The organism is Pseudarthrobacter linnaei (assembly GCF_055412825.1).
On record NZ_JBVAYX010000021.1, the window covers coordinates 42,468 to 60,846 of the forward strand.

Annotated in this window: 19 protein-coding genes and 1 pseudogene; 12 read left to right on the forward strand and 8 right to left on the reverse strand. The window is 66.9% G+C overall.

The genetic code is table 11. The features are described 5' to 3' along the window. Positions 1-467: 467 nt before the first annotated feature. A pseudogene (locus ACZYZ3_RS15655) lies at positions 468-1,504 on the reverse strand (PDDEXK nuclease domain-containing protein). A gap of 252 nt (positions 1,505-1,756) precedes the next feature. Next, the gene (gene mobC / locus ACZYZ3_RS15660) at positions 1,757-2,137 is read right to left on the reverse strand and encodes a plasmid mobilization relaxosome protein MobC (protein WP_463964735.1); all 381 of its coding nucleotides are present in this window, start codon (positions 2,135-2,137) and stop codon (positions 1,757-1,759) included. A gap of 18 nt (positions 2,138-2,155) precedes the next feature. On the opposite strand from mobC, the gene ACZYZ3_RS15665 reads away from it, so the two are divergent. Then, positions 2,156-2,470, forward strand: a complete 315-nt coding sequence (locus tag ACZYZ3_RS15665) for a winged helix-turn-helix transcriptional regulator (protein WP_463964736.1) — start codon at positions 2,156-2,158, stop codon at positions 2,468-2,470. Between the two features lie 139 nt (positions 2,471-2,609). Here ACZYZ3_RS15665 and ACZYZ3_RS15670 read toward each other — a convergent pair whose 3' ends face one another. After that, positions 2,610-3,701, reverse strand: a complete 1,092-nt coding sequence (locus ACZYZ3_RS15670) for an adenosine deaminase (protein ID WP_463964737.1) — start codon at positions 3,699-3,701, stop codon at positions 2,610-2,612. Positions 3,702-3,749: 48 nt separating this feature from the next. Between ACZYZ3_RS15670 and ACZYZ3_RS15675 the strand changes: the two genes are divergently transcribed. The 4 genes from ACZYZ3_RS15675 to ACZYZ3_RS15690 all read left to right on the forward strand — a co-directional run bounded on the left by ACZYZ3_RS15675 (position 3,750) and on the right by ACZYZ3_RS15690 (position 8,128). After that, positions 3,750-6,374: an excinuclease ABC subunit UvrA gene (locus tag ACZYZ3_RS15675; RefSeq protein WP_463964738.1), complete on the forward strand. Its 2,625-nt coding sequence runs from the start codon at positions 3,750-3,752 to the stop codon at positions 6,372-6,374. 81 nt (positions 6,375-6,455) lie between these two features. After that, positions 6,456-6,893: a hypothetical protein gene (locus ACZYZ3_RS15680; RefSeq protein WP_463964739.1), complete on the forward strand. Its 438-nt coding sequence runs from the start codon at positions 6,456-6,458 to the stop codon at positions 6,891-6,893. After that, a complete protein-coding gene (locus tag ACZYZ3_RS15685) occupies positions 6,890-7,195 on the forward strand; it encodes a winged helix-turn-helix domain-containing protein (protein WP_463964740.1) in 306 nt (101 codons plus the stop codon). Before ACZYZ3_RS15680 ends, ACZYZ3_RS15685 begins: the two co-directional genes overlap by 4 nt. 231 nt (positions 7,196-7,426) lie before the next feature. Then, a complete protein-coding gene (locus ACZYZ3_RS15690) occupies positions 7,427-8,128 on the forward strand; it encodes a transglycosylase family protein (RefSeq protein ID WP_463964741.1) in 702 nt (233 codons plus the stop codon). 205 nt (positions 8,129-8,333) lie between these two features. On the opposite strand, the gene ACZYZ3_RS15695 is transcribed toward ACZYZ3_RS15690, so the two are convergent. Further along, positions 8,334-8,930, reverse strand: a complete 597-nt coding sequence (locus tag ACZYZ3_RS15695) for a hypothetical protein (RefSeq protein WP_463964742.1) — start codon at positions 8,928-8,930, stop codon at positions 8,334-8,336. 146 nt (positions 8,931-9,076) lie between these two features. Between ACZYZ3_RS15695 and ACZYZ3_RS15700 the strand changes: the two genes are divergently transcribed. Next, entirely contained in the window at positions 9,077-9,979 is a 903-nt protein-coding gene (locus tag ACZYZ3_RS15700) for an MSMEG_6728 family protein (protein WP_463964743.1), read from the forward strand. Positions 9,980-10,045: 66 nt separating this feature from the next. Here the strand turns inward: ACZYZ3_RS15700 and ACZYZ3_RS15705 are convergent, their stop codons facing one another. Continuing rightward, complete coding sequence (locus ACZYZ3_RS15705) at positions 10,046-10,543, reverse strand: hypothetical protein (RefSeq protein ID WP_463964744.1); 498 nt, start codon at positions 10,541-10,543, stop codon at positions 10,046-10,048. A 162-nt stretch (positions 10,544-10,705) separates the two neighbouring features. Here ACZYZ3_RS15705 and ACZYZ3_RS15710 point away from each other — a divergent pair, with 162 nt between their 5' ends. Beyond that, positions 10,706-11,650, forward strand: a complete 945-nt coding sequence (locus tag ACZYZ3_RS15710; protein ID WP_463964745.1) for a response regulator transcription factor — start codon at positions 10,706-10,708, stop codon at positions 11,648-11,650. 57 nt (positions 11,651-11,707) lie between these two features. After that, positions 11,708-12,946 (forward strand): GAF domain-containing sensor histidine kinase, encoded by a 1,239-nt coding sequence (locus ACZYZ3_RS15715; RefSeq protein WP_463964746.1) that lies wholly within the window; start codon positions 11,708-11,710, stop codon positions 12,944-12,946. On the opposite strand, the gene ACZYZ3_RS15720 is transcribed toward ACZYZ3_RS15715, so the two are convergent. The 3 genes from ACZYZ3_RS15720 to ACZYZ3_RS15730 are packed head-to-tail and all read right to left on the reverse strand — an operon-like array spanning position 12,943 to position 14,717. After that, positions 12,943-13,344 carry a hypothetical protein gene (locus tag ACZYZ3_RS15720; protein WP_463964747.1) on the reverse strand — a complete coding sequence of 134 codons (402 nt, stop codon included), beginning with the start codon at positions 13,342-13,344 and terminating at the stop codon, positions 12,943-12,945. The two genes, ACZYZ3_RS15715 and ACZYZ3_RS15720, sit on opposite strands and share 4 nt — an antisense overlap. Then, positions 13,341-14,054: a signal peptidase I gene (locus ACZYZ3_RS15725; protein ID WP_463964748.1), complete on the reverse strand. Its 714-nt coding sequence runs from the start codon at positions 14,052-14,054 to the stop codon at positions 13,341-13,343. Before ACZYZ3_RS15725 ends, ACZYZ3_RS15720 begins: the two co-directional genes overlap by 4 nt. Before the next feature lie 48 nt (positions 14,055-14,102). Further along, positions 14,103-14,717 carry a TasA family protein gene (locus ACZYZ3_RS15730; RefSeq protein ID WP_463964749.1) on the reverse strand — a complete coding sequence of 205 codons (615 nt, stop codon included), beginning with the start codon at positions 14,715-14,717 and terminating at the stop codon, positions 14,103-14,105. 199 nt (positions 14,718-14,916) lie between these two features. On the opposite strand from ACZYZ3_RS15730, the gene ACZYZ3_RS15735 reads away from it, so the two are divergent. The 4 genes from ACZYZ3_RS15735 to ACZYZ3_RS15750 form a co-directional block, all read left to right on the forward strand. Continuing rightward, a complete protein-coding gene (locus ACZYZ3_RS15735; protein WP_463964750.1) occupies positions 14,917-15,909 on the forward strand; it encodes an SDR family oxidoreductase in 993 nt (330 codons plus the stop codon). A gap of 43 nt (positions 15,910-15,952) precedes the next feature. Continuing rightward, a complete protein-coding gene (locus ACZYZ3_RS15740) occupies positions 15,953-16,342 on the forward strand; it encodes a DUF1622 domain-containing protein (RefSeq protein ID WP_463964751.1) in 390 nt (129 codons plus the stop codon). A gap of 149 nt (positions 16,343-16,491) precedes the next feature. Next, positions 16,492-17,394 carry a YqjF family protein gene (locus ACZYZ3_RS15745; protein ID WP_463964752.1) on the forward strand — a complete coding sequence of 301 codons (903 nt, stop codon included), beginning with the start codon at positions 16,492-16,494 and terminating at the stop codon, positions 17,392-17,394. A gap of 108 nt (positions 17,395-17,502) precedes the next feature. Further along, positions 17,503-18,379: DUF222 domain-containing protein (locus ACZYZ3_RS15750; protein ID WP_463964753.1), on the forward strand; the 877-nt coding region annotated here is incomplete at its 3' end.

The window sequence follows — 18,379 nt, forward strand, 5'->3', positions numbered from 1 at the left end:
GGGCCACAACGCAAGCATGGACGCCTCCAGCACGGCCATCAGGTTCCCGGCCTGGTCCGTCTCCCAGGTGGTGCCGGCTTGATCGGGAAGACCGAGATAGGCGTACTGCAGGCGGCCATCGAGTGTACTGACAAGGTCCACACGGGTTACAGCGGATTCCCCGGAATCAAAACTCCCCGCAGGGGTGTGCCGGCACCAGATCTGGCGGGCATTGTCGTTAGCCCTCACCTGTGCACAGAAGAACCCTGCCTTTTCCAATGAGCGGGCGACACTACCTGTTTCTCCCTCACTCGCCACCGGAGTGGCCACTGAGATCTCGTTCATCGGCTCATGCGCGTAGGGCTGTGAGGGGCCCCATGTCCCAGGATTTCCTTCGATGGCATTGCAACCGGTAACCGAGCCGCCCAGCAGGACGAGAGCGGCGATGGCGGCGCAGAGTCCAGGCCTGAAGGAACGGGCGATCATGGTTACGACTCCTCGGCTTCGGTCCACTCGAGAGCAGCTGTCAGGTGCTCTGCACCCGGTAGCCCCTGCCGCACGTCATCGGGCAGAGCCTCATACGTGTATGCGGCGACGGCAATGGGCGAGGTGGAGCGGCCGAGGCTGTAGCGGACGCTGCGGTCATTCTTGCTGCCGCAGATCAGGATCCCGATGGTTTCGTTATGGTGGCCGCGCCGAAGCACGTCGTCGACGAGTGCGGCGTAGAAGTTGAGCTTGCCGGCGTCTTCGGGCTGGAACTTGCCGGTCTTGAGCTCGATGACGACGTACCGGGATTGCTCGATGTGGAAGAAGAGCAGGTCCACATAGAAATCGTCTCCGTCGACGTCGAAGTGGACTTGCCGGCCGACGAAGGAAAAGCCGGGCCCGAGTTCGCGCAGGGTTTCGGTGATCCTGCCGGTGAGGGCGTTCTCGAGGTCCCGTTCGGCGACTTCCCCGCTCAGGCCGAGGAACTCGAAGTTGTAGGGGTCTTTGGCAATTTGTTGCGCGAGCTCTGAATCCGGGGCTACGAGCTGATGCTGGAAGTTAGACGGCGCTGCCCCGGTGCGTTCCCGGGTCCTGTTCATGACCATGTTCATGAGCACGTTGCGGGACCATCCGTAGTCCACGGCCGCTGCGGCGTACCAGGCACGTTGTTCCGGGGTGTCCGCCTTGTCCAGCAGGACCGTGATGTGGCCCCAGGGCAATTGTGCAACAGTCTGTTGCACAATTGCCTCCGGCCAGGCTGCGGCGAACCCGCGCATGTAAAAGAGGTTGCGGCGGGACAGCCCCTTCGTCTCCGGGAACTCCGCCGCAAGTCATCTGCCAACCGTCCGATGACCCCGCTCCCCCAGCTCTCAACGTCCTGGCGCTCCAGGATCGTCCGATCGATGGACCAGTACAGCTCTATCAATTGGGTGTTGACTGTCCGCAGCGCCTTGGTGCGTGCGGCCCGGACCCGGCTCTTGAGCTCGCCGAGGAGGTCGGTGTAACCGGTGGGGAGTGCCAGGTCGCGGGCGTCAGTCATGCTTTCGATCCTATCGATCAGGCTCAACTTGCCGATATGTAGCGTGAGGGTATCTTCGGCACCGCCGAGAAAATGATCCAGTGCCTCAAGTCCAGGAACACCCTGCGCTGGGTCCCCCCGACAGGCGGCGACGGTAGCCACGGATGACCGCCGGAAATTCAACCCGCACGCGTTCGCGGCCTCACAGGTGAGGTGTACTACTGATGTGAGACACAGTTTGATGGGCCGCTCGCCCTGCTTGGGGGCGTTCGGCTACGGATCACCCGACAATGACGTCGGTCGTGTCCTTCGCGTGGCGCGGCCGAACCAGTAGGCCGGTGTCCCGGGCACGGCGGACGAACTCCCCCTCGGTCGCTGAGGCGCTGGCGCTGGCGCCTCGGCGGGGAACTCGCTCGTGGCGTTGGCCTGACGTGCGAACTGGTTGATGTTGTTCGAAGAACGGGCCACCAGATTGTGCAGGGAATTCGCGCCTTCATCCTCGTAACGCCGGCAAGGCAAGATGATGGCACGATCATCACGAAGGCACAGCGCCTGCGTCCCGACAGGAATGCTGCCGGTACCAGCCATCCGCAAGGAGAATCCATGACAATCCCACCACCCGGTTCGGGAGAGGGACCGAGACCGCCCCTTCATCCGGCACCGCCAACATCCTTGCGCCCAACCTGGACCTTTCTCACGAACCACGGGCACGTGCTGCTCTCGGTGGCCGCAGACCCCCAGGCCCGTATTACCGACATCGCCGCGAGGGTCGGGATCACTCCGCGCTCAACCCTGCAGATCCTCAAGGATCTCGAAGACGGCAGATACCTGCGCCGCATCCGGGAAGGACGACGTACCCGCTACGCCATTGAACCCCACCAGCACTTCCGCCACCCCACCACAGCGACCCGGGAAATCGACGGACTGATCGGACTCTTCGCAGATCCCGCACCCCCAGCCGAAGCGGCGCCCCGCGACGGGCAGTGAGAGACCCCGCGTTGCCCTGTCAGTTATGGTTCCCATCCACAGGTTTTAGCAACCAGGAGTGGCAGGGCAACGCGGGGTCAGTTGGGGCCCATGCGAGGCTGCTGGATGGGCCGTAGGTGACCCCGCGTTGCTTGGGGGGTTAGTGCCCGGAGGCGGCCAGTTCGGCCAGCAGCTCGGTCTTGCGTTCCTCGCTCGCGAAGGACGAACGGATCGAGTTGGCCGCCATCCGCACGCAGTCGAATTCGGACAGCCCAACCACCGACTTCAGCTGCGCGAAGTTGTCGTCCACGTACCCGCCGAAATACGCCGGGTCATCGGAGTTCACGCTCACGTTCAGCCCCGCGGCAAGCATGGCGGGCAGCGGATGCTCCGTCAGGGTGTCCACCGCGCGGAGCCGGACGTTGGACAGCGGGCACACAGTGAGCGGCACGAGCCCCTCCACCAGCCGCTCCACCAGGTCCGGATCCTCCATGCAGCGGATCCCGTGGTCGATCCGCTCCACGTCCAGGATGTCCAGCGCATCGATGATGTACGACGGCGGGCCCTCCTCGCCGGCGTGCGCGGTCCGGTGCAGCCCGGCGTCCTTGGCCCGGGCGAAGAGCCGTTCGAATTTGGCGGGCGGGTTGCCCACCTCGGCCGAGTCGAGGCCGATGCCCGCGATCGGCGCGTCCATGGCGAGCAGCTGCTCCAGCACCTCCAGGGCGGCGTCCTCGGACAGGTCGCGCAGGAAAGCGGCGATGAGCAGGGTGGACATCCCGAACTCCTGCTCCGATCCGGCCAGCACGGACGCCACGCCGTTGACGCAGGTCTCCAGGGCCACCCCGCGGGACAGGTGCGCCTGCGGATCCAGCATGATTTCGGCGTGCCGGACGCCGGCGAGCGCGGCCCGGGCCAGGTACGCCCGGGTCATGTCCGCGAAGTCCTGCTCGGTCCGCAGCACCGCCATGTTGGCGTAGTAGAGGTCCAGGAACGACTGCAGGTCCGTGAACTCATAGCGGGAACGCAGCTCGTCCAGGTCCGCATACGGAAGCTGGATGCCGTTGCGTTCCGCCAGGGCGAAGATCAGCTCGGGCTCAAGGGTTCCCTCGATGTGCAGATGGAGCTCAGCGACCGGCAGCGGACCGTGCACCTCCTCGGGAACCTCGGCGAAGGCGGGACTCTCGGGGGTGGGAGGTAGTGGGCTGTCCGGTGCAGCGTCCCCGGTGGCAGCGACGCCGTCGTTAGTTTCCATTCGGTAAGGATATGCCCGCAGGCAGCAGACACCGATAGAGTCGATTGGATGCACAGTGATCAGCATGCTTCCCACCTGTCCGGCCCGTCCCTTCCCGGGCTAGGCGCCGGCCGTCCCACGGACGGCTTTGTCCGGGTGCGCGGCGCCCGGGAGAACAACCTGCGGAACGTGGACGTGGACGTGCCCCGCGACGCGATCGTCGCGTTCACCGGCGTTTCCGGCTCCGGCAAGTCCTCGCTGGCCTTCGGGACCATCTACGCCGAGGCCCAGCGCCGCTACTTCGAGTCCGTGGCGCCCTACGCCCGGCGGCTGATCCAGCAGGGCCACAACCCCAAGGTGGAGATGATCTCGGGGCTGCCGCCCGCCGTCGCGCTCCAACAGCGCCGCGGGACACCCAGTTCCCGGTCCACGGTCGGCACGGTCACGACGCTGTCGAACTCCCTGCGGATGCTCTTCTCCCGCGCCGGCAGCTACCCGGAGGGCGCCAGCCAGCTCGATTCGGACGCGTTCTCCCCCAACACCGCAGCCGGTGCGTGCCCGGAGTGCCATGGCCTCGGCATCGCGCACACCGTCACCGAGTCCTCGCTGGTCCCGGACACCTCGCTGAGCGTCCGCGACGGCGCAATCGCGGCCTGGCCCGGCGCCTGGCAGGGCAAGAACCTGCGCGACATCCTCACGCACCTGGGCTACGACGTCGACACCCCCTGGCGGAAGCTGTCCCGGAAGGACCGCGACTGGATCCTCTTCACCGAGGAACAGCCCGTCGTGGAGGTGACGCCCCAGCGGGACCGGGTCGCCAAGCCCTACAAGGGCCGGTTCTGGAGCGCGAGGAGCTACGTGCTGCACACCCTCGCCGACTCCAAGAGCACCACGATGCGCGAGAAGGTGCTGCGCTTTATGGAAACCGGCCCCTGCCCGGTCTGCGGCGGCGCCGGCCTGACCCCGGCCGCCCTGGCCGTGACGTTCGCCGGCCGCACCATCGCCGAGCTCAACGCCGTGCCCATGAGCGAACTGGCCGGGATCATCCGGCCCACCACCGAACTCACGGAGGCCGGGACCGCCTCGCGCAAGCAGAGCTCCGGCGAATCCAACGAGGTGGCGGTCGCCATCACCCGGGACCTGCTCCAGCGGGTCACGGTGCTGCTGGACCTCGGCCTGGGCTACCTCGCGCTGGGCCGGTCCACCCCGACGCTCTCCCCCGGCGAGATGCAGCGGCTCCGGATCGCCACCCAGCTGCGTTCCGGCCTCTTCGGCGTGATCTACGTGCTCGATGAGCCCTCCGCCGGCCTGCATCCGGCCGACGCCGAGCCCCTCCTCGCGGTCCTGGACCAGCTCAAGTCCTCCGGCAACTCCGTGTTCGTGGTGGAGCACAACATGGACATCGTCCGCCGCGCCGACTGGCTGGTCGACGTCGGCCCGCGCGCCGGCGAGGGTGGCGGCGAAGTGCTCTACAGCGGCCCCGTCGCCGGGCTCGCGGAGGTGGACGAATCGGTGACCCGGCCGTTCCTGTTCCCCGGGTCGGGTTCGGTCGACAAAACCGGGAAGGCGGACGGGTCGAAAACAGCCGACGGCGGCGGCTCCCCCGGCGGCGGCTCCCCCGACGCCCGAGACCGCCGGGACGCCGCTGGCTGGCTGGAGCTGCGCGACATCACCCGACACAACCTGCGTGCACTCGACGCCGACTTCCCGCTCGGGGTGCTGACCGCGGTCACCGGCGTCTCCGGCTCCGGAAAGTCAACCCTGGTCAGCCAGGTCCTCGCCGAGGTCGTCGGCGCCCGGCTGCATCCGGAGACGGACGCCGCCGAGAAGGACGCGGCGGACCTGGAGTCCGCGGACGCCGAGTCCGCCGGCCCGCTCAGCGTCGGCCCGGTCTCCGGACTCGACCAGCTGGACCGCCTCGTCAAGGTGGACCAGAAGCCGATCGGCCGCACCCCGCGCTCCAACCTCGCCACGTACACGGGCCTCTTCGACGCGGTCCGCAAGGAATTCGCGGCCACCGAGGAGGCCCGGGCCCGCGGGTTCGGTGCCGGCCGCTTCTCCTTCAACGTTGCGGGCGGCCGCTGCGAGACCTGCCAGGGCGAGGGCTTCGTCGCCGTCGAACTGCTGTTCCTGCCCGGCAGCTATGGCCCCTGCCCGGAATGCCACGGTTCGCGCTACAACCCGGAAACCCTCGAGGTCACCTACCGCGGCAAGAACGTGGCAGAGGTCCTGGGCATGACGGTGAACGCCGCCGCGGAGTTCCTGGATGCCGTCCCCGCCGCCGCGCGCAGCCTGGAAACCCTCCGCGAGGTGGGACTGGGCTACCTCCGGCTCGGCCAGCCCGCCACCGAGCTCTCCGGCGGCGAAGCCCAGCGCATCAAGCTCGCCACCGAACTGCAGCGCGCCCAGCGCGGACACTCGCTCTACCTGCTGGACGAGCCCACCACCGGGTTGCACCCGGCCGACGTCGAACTCCTCATGGCGCAGCTGCACCGGCTGGTCGACGCCGGCAACACCGTGATCGTTGTGGAGCACGAGATGGACGTGGTGGCCGCCGCCGACTGGGTCATCGATCTTGGCCCGGCAGGCGGGGACGCCGGCGGCAAGATCATCGCAGTGGGGACGCCCGCCGTCGTCGCCCGGTCCAAGAAGAGCAGGACTGCGCCGTACCTGGCCGCGGTGCTCGGAGGCTGAGAGGGTCAAGACTGGAAAAGTACTTGCCAGATTGGAAAGTACTTTCTATCCTGATTGCACAGCCAGCGAACAGCAGTCACCATGCCAGCCACAGACAGCACCGCCCCCTCCCCCGAAGAGGCCCGGGAACTGCTGGCCAGGGCTGAATCCCTGGGCAATTCAGCCACAGCTGCCGCAGGCTGGCCGCACATTGCCTTCATGCTCAGCTTTGGCGTCTCCACTTCCATGGGGACACTGGCAATGGGCCTGACCACGGGGCAGCCGTACTTCATCGCGATGATGGCCATTATGATCTGGAATATCATCCTGGTCGCCTTCATGACTGTCTTCGCGGCGTCAATCAAGAAGGGCTTCACGAAGCGGTGGGCGATCTACGGCGGACTTTGGACCGCCACCTACGCTGTTGCGATCCTCTTCGCTGCCCTCTCACAGGGTGAGAACCTCCTCGGCGTCTGCCTCTCCTCCGGCGCCCTGGCAGCCGTGACCACCGCATGCGCCTGGCACGAGGCCCGCCAATGATCCCAGCGGGAGACCACCCACGGCATCGGCTCTCGGAGATCGTCCATCAGCCCGTCCGGTTCTCCATACTCGCTGGACTGGCGGCGGCTCAAGAGCTCGACTTCAAGGACCTCCGCGACACTGTGCAAGTCAGCGATTCGGTGCTCAGCAAGCAGTTGAGCGTCCTCGAGGAGGCCTGCTTCATCAAGATCCGCAAGTACTTCGTGGGCAAGCGGCCCCGCACTTCCGTCAGCCTGACGAAGACGGGGAGGGAAGCCTGGCTGGAGCACCTCAGTGTGCTCCGGGAAATCGCCGGCGGCTGAGCCAGCAGGGGGCCACGGAAATTAGGGCTTGATAACGGCTTGATAACGGCGCCAGCCTGAATTAGCCTAGTGGTCATGCCCGGACACCGGGCATGAATGCCCGGTGCTACCACCACCACATACTGCCCGACCGGTAGACACCGCAACGACCTCTATTGTCAGGGGCGGGCAGTAGTGCGACAACGTCCGGGGACGGACCGAGCACCGGTGGCCCTCAGGAGCATCAATCCCATGAAGAAATCCACGTACAGCACTGTCGCGCGCCGCGGCGCCACTCTCGCCGCCGTTTCGATCGCCGGCGTTGCACTATCCGCCTCGGCTGCGAACGCAGCCGTCCCCACCGCCACCGCCAGTTCGGTCTGGGATTCCTTGGCCCAGTGCGAAAGCAGCGGGAACTGGGGCATCAACACGGGTAACGGCTACGCAGGCGGGCTGCAGTTCAGCCCCAGCACCTGGGCGGCCTATGGCGGGACCGGGTCTGCGGCCAGCGCCAGCCGTGAGCAGCAGATCGCCGTCGCCGAGCGGGTTCAGGCCGGCCAGGGCTGGGGAGCGTGGCCGTCCTGCTCCGCGAAGCTCGGACTGACCGGCGGCGCAGTCGCGCCGCAGAGCGTGCCCGTGACGCAGGCGCCCGCATCCGTTCCCGCCCCGGCAGCCAAGGCGCCCGCCAAGGCAGCGGCACCCAAGGCTGTCTCGCCGAAGGCAGCCGCTCCCAAGGCAGCAGCCCCTAAGGCAGCCGCCCCGGCTGCGCGCCACGTGGCGGCAGTTCCGCTGAGCGGCGAGAGCTACACGATCCAGAGCGGCGATACGTTGAGCAAGGTCGCCGAGAAGCTCAACATTGCCGGCGGCTGGCAGCTGCTGGCCGATGCCAACGCGGCCACTATCAGCGATCCTGATGTGGTGTTCCCGGGACAGGTGCTGCAGCTGCCGGCCTGACCTGAGCCCGGCCGGCCCGTTGCCGGCTTTGGCAACAGCGCTTAACCCACGACGCCGGAGCGTTCCCCCAGGGGGATTCTCCGGCGTCGTGCTGGCTTCTTTGGTACTTCCCGGGCTGTGGCGGCCGGGGCCGCAACCGGCCAGAGTCAACCGGCCGCTCTCAGGCGGCCCCCACTCAGGCTGCCTTCACTCAGGCGGCTTTCACTCAGGCGGCCTGCGGAATCTCGCGGACGATCCGCACTTTCCACGCGGTGTCGTCACTGGTGTCCAGCAGGGCCACGGTCCCCATGGCCAGGTGCAGCGCCACCCGCTTGGCGGCGAGCAGTTCGAGGTAGAGGCTCTCGTTCATGCGGGCCGGAGCGTCGATGACGTACTTCACCGCGTCGCGGACCTTTCGGTAGTTGTCGCTTTTTTCGCGGTTGAGGTGGAGTTCCTGCATCCGCCGCTGGCGGATCTTGGGCTCGTGCCGGTTCAACCAGGACACCCCGGCGTGGACCGCCACCACCAGGGTCAGCGAGACGACATAGATCTCCCAGCCGCTGGAAAGCAGGAACAGGGGAAGATTGCCGATCGCCACAAACGCGATAAACAGCCGGAGCGCCAGCAGCCGCCGCATGGTCAGCGCCACGGAGGCGAGCGCCATCCGGAATCCGTTCTGCTCCTTGCGGGCAGCCGCCGGATCGATCGTGAACTCCTCCAGAACCAGGATGCCGTGCGCGTCGGGACTCAATAATTGTCCATATTTGGGCAGGGGCGCAGGCGCAGGCGGCGCCGCAGAAACAAGTACTGGATTCTTCGACATGGGCGCGTGTCTTCCGTGGGGCGGGGCTGTTTTGTGTTAGTTTACGCGCCGATGATGTGGCTGTCTGTCCCATTCCAAAATGTGAACACGCTCACCCGCGGCCGTCCGCAATTGGCGCATTGGCTCCTTGGCCCCAAACTGGAGAGATGCAGACTTTTCTCCCGTTCCCCGATTTCCAGCAGAGCGCCGCGGTTTTGGACCGTGCACGGCTCGGCAAGCAGCGCGTTGAAGCACTGCAGACCCTGCGTGCGCTGGTGATCCCGGAGTACGGCTGGCAGTCGCACCCGGCCATCCGGATGTGGATGGGGTACGTTCCCGCACTGACCCTCTACGGCCTGACCGTGGTCGATGAGTGGACCGCCCGCGGCGGCGAGGACACCACCCGCGAGAAGATCATGGAATTCGCCCCGCAGGCAGCGCACCCTGACTACGCCGCGAAGATCCCCATGCCGCCGTGGCTCGGAGCCCCCGAACTGCACCTGAGCCACCGCTCCCGGCTGATCTCCAAGGACCCGCGGTTCTACACGGAGCTGTTCCCGGATACCGAGCCTGACCTGGAGTACGTCTGGCCCGAGCCCAGGCTTGAGCTGGTGCCGGAGGATCCTGCGGGCGACCGCATGTGGGTCCTCCGCCTGCCGCTCGATGAGACCGAGCCCGAAAAATTGGACACCGTCAGCCTGCCCCTCATGGGCAAGGCGAAGGCTGCCGCCGCGGGCGACGACGACTACCAGTTCGTATACGCCGACTCGGGCGCCCGCCGGCCCGCGAAGCAGCGCAAGCTCCCGCCGAAGCAGCTCGTGAAGAAGCCCACCCGCAAGCGCCAGCATCAGGAAGAAGCTTTCAACACCCTTCCCGGCAACTCGACGGTCGCCGTCCCGTTCGACGGCGGTGCGTCCTTCGCCGTGGGCAAGGTCCTGGGCCGTCCGATCACCGTGGAGGGCCGCTTCGCGCGCAACTTCAAGGTCGACGAGATCCTGAAGCGCTCGGACTTTGACTACCCGGCACTGCTGCAGGATCCGCGGGTCTTCTTCCCGATCCCGGCACGCTAAACCCTGGCGTTCGAGGCCGGCCGGCCCGGGCGCGGCGAGGGCAGCTGACGCAGGTTCGAGCTCAGCCTAGTTGCAGGTGTAGGTCTTCTGGATCGCGGCCCCGGTCCAGCCGCCGACCCGCGCTTTGATCAGCAGCGTGTAGGTACCTGCCTTCGAGGAAGACTTGGTGAAGCTGAACCCGCTGGCGGATACGGTCTTGCTGCTGACCGTGCCGTCCGGGGCCGTCACGGTTGCGATATAGGACGTGGCCCGGCTGACGGGCGCAAAGCTGGAGATTGTGATGGAGACCCTGAGCGGCCCGGTTTGGCAGGTCCGGCTGCCTGTCGCTGTCGCCGGCGCGGGAATCTCGTAGGTTCCTATGCTCATGGAAGCGGTGGTTCGGGCTGTGAACGCCGCATAGGAGAGACCCGGGGCGCCCAGCACCAGCATCACGGCCACCGGGATCGTGAGCAGACCGCGCAGCCGCACCAGCCAGGCGGGAAAGACCCGCGGGGCTGCTGGAGTGGGCTTGGCGACGTTCACTAAAAACGCTTTCTGTACGGGCGGATCAGTTGCTACCTCCACCTTGGCAGACCAGCCTCAACGGCAGACCCGGCAAATCTTCAACATTGGCTCAAGAAAAAAGCGTGTTAGCCTGAAACACTGTGACACATGAGGCCTATGTCACGGCGTGTGGCACGTGGGGTGACTGTGACACGTGAGTCTCTTCGTCTAGAAGCTGGGTTCATGTTTGATTCACTGGGACAACTCCGAGCTGTTGTCGTCGACGACGACAGCGATATCCGCCTGCTCCTTCGCCGGACACTGGAAATGCAGGGCTTCGCCGTTTTCGAAGCTTCCTCCGGAGCCGAGGCCCTCCTGGTCATCAATGAACAGCGGCCGGACATCGTGACCCTGGACCTCAACCTTCCCGATTTGGACGGCGTGGAAGTGTGCCGCCGGCTCCGGAAGTTCTCCGATGCCTACGTCTTTATGATCACGGCCCGGGTGGACGAGATCGACGAGCTGATCGGGCTGGAAACCGGCGCCGACGACTTCATCGGAAAGCCGTTCAGTCCCCGCACGGTGCAGGCCCGCGTGGCCGCCGTGCTGCGCCGTCACCGGCCCACGCCGCAACGCCCCACACCCCAGCGCCGCGCAAGTGATTTCCTGCCCGCCGGGGCCACCGACCACCGAGCCAACACCCGCTCCAGCTCCGGCACTGAAGAACGCAGGACCCCGCAACGCAGGGCCTCCGACGTCGGACCCGTCCCGGCGGAATCCTTCCCGCCCGAGGCCGCCGGAGCGGCCGGATCCGGTCGCCGTGGCTCGGAGGCCGCCCTGGCGGCAGCTCCATCCCGGGTTCCGGAGTCCGCCGACGTCCGCCGACACGGGCCCCTCGTTGTCGAACCCGAGGGCCGGACTGCCTCGCTGGACGGCACGGAACTGGTTTTGACGCGCACGGAATTCGACCTGCTGGAATCGCTGACCGGTGCACCGCGCCGGGTGTGGACCCGCAAAGCCCTCCTGACCAAGGTCTGGGGCAATGAATGGGCCATGGACGAGCATCTCGTTGAGGTCCATATCGGTAACCTCCGCAAAAAGCTCGGCGACCGGGGCCGGGAACCACGATTCATCCGCACGGTCCGCGGCGTCGGATACCGGATGGCTCCAGCGGAAGAGGTAGCTTAGTTGTCCCCGGTTTCGCCAGGCCGCTACGCGGCACCTGGCTCCCCAGGGACCAGGTCCGTGGCGAGCCGCGAATCACAGCTCACTGAATACGGACTGCCGCACCTCAAACCCTTCGCAGCCCGGACCGGAGCAGGGACACCCGATACGCTTGCCCAGCTCCAGAAACTGCTGGTCCTGGCCACCAGTTCAACCGGCATCCCCTTTGGCGTGGTCAACATCATCACCGCTGACAGTCAGCACCACGTTGCGGCAGTGGGGATGGACCCGGGCGTGTGTTCCCTTGAAGATTCGATGTGCGCCAGCGTATTCCTCCGCGGCGAGACCACCGTTGTAACGGATGCCTCGCGGGACCCGCTGTTCAGGGACCACCCCTTTGTCACAGGACACGTAGCCTCCATCAGGTTCTACGCTTCGGTACCGCTCACCACGGCTGCGGGATTCGTCTTGGGTTCGCTGTGCGTCTTTTCGCCCGCGCCCGCAGTGCTCTCCCCTGACCAGAAGACGGCGCTTGAGATCATCGCATCGCAGGTGGTGGAGGTGTTCGAACTCCAGCACCACGCCCGCATGCTCGCCACGAGCCTGGAAGAGGCACGGAACAGCAACGCGCTGCTCGAATCGTTCGCCGGACGCGTCAGCCACGATCTGCGCAACCCGTTGACCAGCGTCATAGGTTTCACCGAGCTCGGCGAACTGAGAAACCCAACAGAGGCCGAAGACTTCCGCCTTATTGGCAGGACTGCTCGCCGGATGCTGGCAATGGTGGATGATATTCTCTCGTTCTCCCGGATCGGCGGCGCGCTCCGGCCCTGCCAGGTGTCCCTCGCTTCGTTGGTCCGCGACGTTGAAGAGGACCTGGCTTCCGGCCTCAAGGAGGCCGGGGCGGAGATCACGGTTTCCGACATCTCCCTGCATGCCGACGCCGGACAATTGCGCACGCTCCTGCAGAACCTCATCCAGAATGCCTTGGCTTATCGACGTCCGAACGTCCCACCGAGAATCCTGGTCACGGCCGAGGCCGGACCAGAGGGCGTGGCCGTCCACGTGACGGACAACGGCAAGGGCATACCCGCTAAGGATCGGGTCCGCGTCACTGAGCCTCTTGTCCGGTTGCACCGCGCCGACGATCCGCCCGGGGTCGGACTGGGGCTCGCAACTTGTGTCCGGATCGCCCAGGCCCATGGCGGAGCGCTGGAAATCGGTGCGGCCCCCGGCGGCGGAACCACCGTCTCGCTGAGTCTCCCCGTCGTGGCGTTTTACGGCTCTCCGCCGACAGCAGCAGCGCCCAACGCCGGCTAAGACTCCGGATGTGTCCAGGGCTCGCGCTGCGGGGGACCTGAGGAATCAAGGAGCGCGTCCAAGTGCCGGGCGAATTCGGCCGCATTGGAGTTGAGTTCCCCGGCAGCTGCCAGGGCCGCCTCGAGGTCGCCGGCGCGGATGCACCCCTCGACCGTCCGGCTTTGGCCCTCGAGTTGGACCGCCCCGGCCATCGCCGCCGAGGTCGCGACGCTGCGGATCGCGGCCAGGGCTCCCGCGCTCTTGCCTTCGAACAAGCTTTGGTGGACGCACTTCAACCTGTCCGGCAGGTGTTCGAGGAAACGGCAGACGAAGCCCACGGCATAGGACCGCGAATCCAGCTCGACGGCGAGGCGATCAATCTGCCTGGTGTCCAGGACGATTAGGTTGCAAGGGTTCATGGCCGGCTCCCTTCCGTTGCCGCCTCATCATCCGGTAGGGCCTGCACAGCAGGCTTCCCCCAGATCGATGTCAGCAGCACCACGACGAGCAGGGCGGGGGCCCCATACAGGAGTACGGACTGCACGAGTGGCTGGCGGAGCGCCCGGATGCCGTCGCCGAGGTAAGGGACGACGCCACCTGTGATGTAGACGTAGTCCTCGGACAGGACAGCGGTCCACGGGTCCGCTCCGGGGTTGGCGTCACCCTTAGTGGTGACGGAGGCCAGGCCTGCCGGGTCCCGGTTGATGCCGATTACGCGGTGGGTTTCAATTCGACGATCGTCAACCGGAATGCTGTAAGTGATGACGTCGCCGACCTTGAGCTCGGAGACCGGAGTCCGCACGCTGACCACAACATCGCCCGGGTTGATCCCCGGCGACATGCTCCCGGTGAGCATGGTGGACGTCTGATAGTTAAGGAACCGTGGTCCGACCGCCAAAAACAGAAAGATCGCAACGGCGGAGGTCAGAACCAATGCCAGGACGATTCGTCCGAGGACGGCAAGGGGCGTCGACGCCGGGCGCTGCGCTGGCGCTGCCCGCGTCGAGCCTCGCCGCCGGCCATGGCTCGGAGCGGCGGCTGCGGGTTCGCCGCACCCAGGAACACTCCTGGCAATGACGTCGCTCACGGTGTCCTTCCCTGCAGGTATGGATGGTACGGGCCCAGCCACGGAGCCCAGTTCGGCCGCGTCCGGGCCGAACTGGACTCCTGCGAAACGCTACTTGTTGCCGGCGGCGCGCTGGATGGCGTCGAAGGAGAAGCTCATGGTGCTGTTCAGGCCCTGAAACGTGTTGTCCGCGGTCACAGGAACCGTGAGCGTAACCCGAAGGTAGTCGGTTTTTGCCGCAGTCACGGAGGCAAGCCCGGTCAGCGCGAGGTTGCTGCCGGTCACTCCCCGGGAAGCCAGGACTGCGGTGGTGGTGCCGGAGCAGGTGTAGGTGAGAGAGGGGGACGTCCCCGCCTCGGTCCACGGCACAGTGCAACCGTCGATCTTCATCTGCAGGCCGTTGACAACGTCCGTGTCAAGCTTCGAGGACGGGGAGGCCGCGGTGGTGAGGGCGATCGAGGCCAGGTTCTGGTCGCCGCCGTTGGAGAGGGTGACTGCACGCTGGATGCTGTCGCCGGGAACGGCGCCCGAGGCGGCGACGCTGAGTCGGTTGTTGGCGCCCGTTCCGACGGCGAGGTTAACCACGCCGGCCTTGACGTCGGCGGAGGCCGAGGTGCTGGTGGTGAAGCCACCATAGGTGCCCATGCCGGCCACTCCGGCGGCTGCGGCGAGGAGCGCGGCGGAGGCGAGGACCTTGCTGGACGTGGACTTGAGGTTGAGACCCATCAGATATCCGTTTCGTGAAGCCGGGCCGTGAGCACCGGACTAGGTGATTGTTGTAGCCGGCCCCCAAAGGCTGACAAGAACAACAATGCCCGGCTCCTTTCAAGGCCAGGCCTCGGTGGAAGGCAAGATCACTTCAAGTTTTCCTCAAGGCCTCGCTAACCGATTCATTGCGTAGCCGGAACACTGGCAGACTGGGGCCATGACTGTACTTATGGCCGGTTGCGGCGATCTGGGCACCGAGGCGGCGCTCCGTTTCGCCGCGGCAGGGCACCGGGTGGTGGGCTGGCGGCGTTCGCCGGAGAAACTTCCGCCCGCCATCGAAGGTGCGGTGGCTGACCTGAGCGCCGGTGAACTGCCGCCCCTCCCGGCGGACACCACCGCCGTCGTCGTCGCGATTGCGGCGGACTCCCCCACCGAGGCTGCCTACCGGGCGGCGTATGTGGACGGGCTCTCCAACGTCCTGGACGCCGTACTGGACGCCGGCGCCCCGGTCCGGCGCGTGCTGTTCGTCTCCTCCACCGCCGTTTACGGCGATGCCGGCGGAGACTGGGTTGATGAACGCACGACGCCGGCACCCGGCGGCTTCTCGGGCCGCACCATCCGCGAGGCGGAGGATCTCCTCACCAGCCGGTTGAGCGGCACCGGTATCACCCCCGTGGTGCTGCGGCTCGGCGGTATCTATGGTCCCGGGCGGACCCGGCTCATTGACCAGGTCCGCGGCGGGTCCGCAGTCATTCCGGCCGAGTCACGCTTCACCAACCGCATCCACCGCGACGACGCCGCGGCCGCGATCGTGCATTTGTGCAGCATGGAATCCGCACCGGACCCGGTCTATCTCGGCGTGGACAACGAGCCCGCCGAACTCGGCGAGGTGCTGAGCTTCCTGGCCGCCGAACTGGGCCTTCCCCAGCCGCCGTCGGGCACGGCTGACCGTGGCGGACAGGGCGGCGGCTCAAAGAACGGCAACTCGCCGACCGGCAACTCACAGGCCGGCAACTCACAGGCCGGCAACTCACAGGCCGGCAGCTCACAGTCCGGCAACTCGCAGGCCGGCGGCGGTGAGCCGTCGCGCGGAGGCAACAAACGCTGCAGCAATGCGCTGTTGCGGAGCACTGGATTCGAGTTCCGGTACCCGACTTTCCGGGAAGGCTACCGGGACATACTCGCCGGCCAGGGCGTACGGTACCCCTGAACGGGTGCTTCGGATTCCACCACCCATTTCTCTGAGGGGAACCATGGATTTTCAAGAGATGATTCAGGCAGTCGGCGGGTACATGGACATCGCCGGCGTGGCCGTGATGGTGATCGGTGCGATCGTGTCCGTCCCTATGGCGATGCGTGGCTTCCAGCCGCGGCGGGTGCCGGAAGGGGCCGAGCCGATGTCGGTTTACCGTTCCTACCGGCAATTGCTGGGCCGTTCGATCCTGCTCGGGCTGGAGCTCCTGGTGGCGGCCGACATCATCCGGACCGTCGCCGTCACTCCGACCTTCGAAAGCGTCGGAGTACTCGCCATTATCGTGCTGATCCGGACCTTCCTGAGCTTCTCGCTCGAGCTTGAAATCACCGGTCGCTGGCCCTGGCAGAAGCAACCCGAAGGCTCCTCCGTCTCGTCATCTGCGGGCTGAACCGCTTCCGGGTGCCACAGTCGGCAGTTAGGCTCTGGACATGACTGAATCCGCCGCTTCCCTTGCCCTGGCCGACACGACCGGAGGACTCCTCGCTGGCGGGGCGCTTCCGGACACCACCCGGCTGCCGAACTAGCGTGCCCGCCATCATGCATCCCGATCCCTGGCCGAATGCCCCTGAGCTCCCGACCCCGATCATCATGGACCAGCGGTGGACGGACGCAGTCTTTCTCCACTGGCGCATCCCTCATGCCGTCGCGGCGCCGTTCATGCCGCCGGGCGTCGTGCCGGACGAGTTCGACGGATCCGCTTGGGTGGGGCTGATCGGCTTCCGCATGCAGGGCGCCGGCCTGGGTCGCGGGCCCGGGATCCCCTATTTCGGGAGCTTCAACGAGATCAACGTGCGCCTCTACTCCAGGGAACCGGCCGGCACCCGGGGCGTGGTTTTTCTCAGCCTGGATGCCACGCGGCTGGCGGTAGTGCTTGCGGCGCGGGCGGCCGGGATTCCCTATGTGTGGTCGCGGGCGGGGTTCGGCGGGGTGGGAGCTTTGGATCCTTTCGCTTCTCTGGAGGGCGGACGTCCGGCCGGGCTGCTGGGTCCGGCTGGGCTGGCGGGTCCGGCTGGGTCGGCTGCCCGGCCTGCTGGGCAGACCGGGTCGGCTGGGGCGGCAGCGCGGCCGGCCGGGCAGACGGGACCGGCCGTCCCGCCGGGCGCGGCGAACCCCCGGGCCGGGTACTGGGTGCGGCGGTTCCGGGGCGGTGCCCGAAGCGACTTTGCGGTTGCCCCGGAGTTCGACGTCGAGGCAACCGATCCGCTGTCCCTCCACCTCACTGCCCGGTTCGGTCTGCACACCCGATTCCGAGGCAGGACCCTGTACGTTCCCAACACGCACACTGCGTGGCCGCTGTACAGGGCGCAAGTGACCCAGCTCGAGGATCAGCTGGTCGCGGCGGCCGGCATCAACGTCACGGGTCCGCCCGAATCGGTGCTGTTCTCACCCGGGGTTCGCACCCAGTTTGGCCGGCCGCGGTTCCTGGATGGCCGGTCCTGAGTCTTCCTTAAACCTCCTGAAACCTCCTGAATCCTGCTGACGACGGGATTCTGCCGCCAGGGTAACGGGCCGCGAAGAATGTCAGAGCTCGGCGGTAGATTTTGTTTCATGGAAACCGTCAGGGATTTCATTGCTTGCGAGGACACGGACCGGGACGCTGAACGCAGCGCCGGCCGCGGTACCTCCCGGGCCGGTCAGCCCGGTGCGGACGGTGTGGCTGACGCCCTGGCCATACTCCGGGAGGTGGGGTTGACGGCGGTCGAGGACGCGGCGCTGCTGGGGTTCCAGGCCGCCTCGGATTTCGCCGGCACCGTGGAGGAGCTCTCGCGGGTCACGGAGTATCTTCAGCTCGTGGCGGCCGGGGCCGTGGACCGGACCCGGAAGCAGGCCGCGGCCGCCGCCACGAAGGCGGGCACCTCGTGGACCACCGGCTGGCGCGAGAGCACCGATCCCGGAGCTTGCACGGAGTCTGGGAGCGGGACTGCCTGGCCGGACGGCGTGGCCGCGGCGGCCCGGGCCTCTGGAACCCCGAACGCCCCGGCTGTTGCTGGGAGCCCGGCAGCTGCTGTTGCTGCGGACGCCCCGGCTGTTGCTGGGACCCCGGCAGTTGCTGGTACTGCGGATGCCCCGGCTGTTGCTGGGAGACCGGCAGTTGCTGGTACTGCTGTGGATGACGGCTACCGGAACACCACGGAGTTCCTGCGGGCGCGGTTGCGGATCAGTGCCGGCGAGGCCCGCCGCCGGCTGTCCCTGGCCGAATGCCTGCTGCCGCGGCAGGGATTCACCGGCGAACCACTGCCGCCGGTCCACGGGGAACTCGGCTCCGCCGTCACCGCCGGCGAGGTCGCATCCCGGGCCGCGACCATCATCACCCTGGCCCTGGACCGTGTCCGCCACGTCTGCGACGCCGAGGCCGCCGACCGGATGGAACACGCCCTGACCCGCACCGCCGTCGAGAACGACCCGGACTTCCTGACCCGGGTGG

Bases quoted from the DNA above. Each gene is read 5' to 3' on its own strand.
- ACZYZ3_RS15745 (WP_463964752.1), top strand. From the start codon at position 16,492: ATGCATCCCGATCCCTGGCCGAATGCCCCTGAGCTCCCGACCCCGATC.
- ACZYZ3_RS15710 (WP_463964745.1), top strand. From the start codon at position 10,706: ATGTTTGATTCACTGGGACAACTCCGAGCTGTTGTCGTCGACGACGAC.
- ACZYZ3_RS15695 (WP_463964742.1), bottom strand. From the start codon at position 8,930: ATGTCGAAGAATCCAGTACTTGTTTCTGCGGCGCCGCCTGCGCCTGCG.
- ACZYZ3_RS15670 (WP_463964737.1), bottom strand. From the start codon at position 3,701: ATGGAAACTAACGACGGCGTCGCTGCCACCGGGGACGCTGCACCGGAC.
- ACZYZ3_RS15690 (WP_463964741.1), top strand. From the start codon at position 7,427: ATGAAGAAATCCACGTACAGCACTGTCGCGCGCCGCGGCGCCACTCTC.
- mobC (WP_463964735.1), bottom strand. From the start codon at position 2,137: ATGAAGGGGCGGTCTCGGTCCCTCTCCCGAACCGGGTGGTGGGATTGT.
- ACZYZ3_RS15680 (WP_463964739.1), top strand. From the start codon at position 6,456: ATGCCAGCCACAGACAGCACCGCCCCCTCCCCCGAAGAGGCCCGGGAA.
- ACZYZ3_RS15675 (WP_463964738.1), top strand. From the start codon at position 3,750: ATGCACAGTGATCAGCATGCTTCCCACCTGTCCGGCCCGTCCCTTCCC.
- ACZYZ3_RS15740 (WP_463964751.1), top strand. From the start codon at position 15,953: ATGGATTTTCAAGAGATGATTCAGGCAGTCGGCGGGTACATGGACATC.
- ACZYZ3_RS15720 (WP_463964747.1), bottom strand. From the start codon at position 13,344: ATGAACCCTTGCAACCTAATCGTCCTGGACACCAGGCAGATTGATCGC.
- ACZYZ3_RS15700 (WP_463964743.1), top strand. From the start codon at position 9,077: ATGCAGACTTTTCTCCCGTTCCCCGATTTCCAGCAGAGCGCCGCGGTT.
- ACZYZ3_RS15735 (WP_463964750.1), top strand. From the start codon at position 14,917: ATGACTGTACTTATGGCCGGTTGCGGCGATCTGGGCACCGAGGCGGCG.
- ACZYZ3_RS15730 (WP_463964749.1), bottom strand. From the start codon at position 14,717: ATGGGTCTCAACCTCAAGTCCACGTCCAGCAAGGTCCTCGCCTCCGCC.
- ACZYZ3_RS15685 (WP_463964740.1), top strand. From the start codon at position 6,890: ATGATCCCAGCGGGAGACCACCCACGGCATCGGCTCTCGGAGATCGTC.